Annotated in this window: 1 protein-coding gene; it reads left to right on the forward strand. The window is 30.0% G+C overall.

The window, feature by feature from the left end; all coding sequences use genetic code 11:
- Positions 1-102: 102 nt before the first annotated feature.
- Entirely contained in the window at positions 103-498 is a 396-nt protein-coding gene (spxA, locus tag D8676_RS26575; RefSeq protein WP_000258003.1) for a transcriptional regulator SpxA, read from the forward strand.
- Positions 499-547 lie beyond the last annotated feature (49 nt).

Below are 547 nucleotides of genomic sequence, written 5' to 3' on the forward strand. Positions count from 1 at the left end.
AAATAGTAACGATTAAGAATTTTAGAAAAAAATGTTTTTTCTTGATCTATAACTAAATTTTAAGTAATGAATTTTATTCATTCAAATAGGAGAGTGAGATGTATGGTAACATTATTTACTTCACCAAGTTGCACATCTTGCCGTAAAGCGAAAGCATGGTTACAAGAACATGACATTCCGTATACGGAGCGTAATATTTTTTCTGAACATTTAACAATTGATGAAATTAAGCAAATATTAAAAATGACTGAAGACGGTACTGATGAAATCATTTCTACACGTTCTAAAACATACCAAAAATTAAATGTTGATATTGATTCACTACCATTACAAGACTTATATTCAATCATTCAAGATAATCCTGGCTTATTACGTCGTCCAATTATTTTAGATAATAAACGACTACAAGTTGGTTATAATGAGGACGAGATTCGACGTTTCTTACCTAGAAAAGTTCGTACGTTCCAATTACAAGAAGCACAACGTATGGTTGACTAATAACCATTTAACTATGTGTCATACTTTACTAAAAGATATGTCAAGCAAC

Source organism: Mesorhizobium sp. YM1C-6-2, assembly GCF_003666685.1.
Taxonomy (GTDB): domain Bacteria; phylum Pseudomonadota; class Alphaproteobacteria; order Rhizobiales; family Rhizobiaceae; genus Mesorhizobium_K.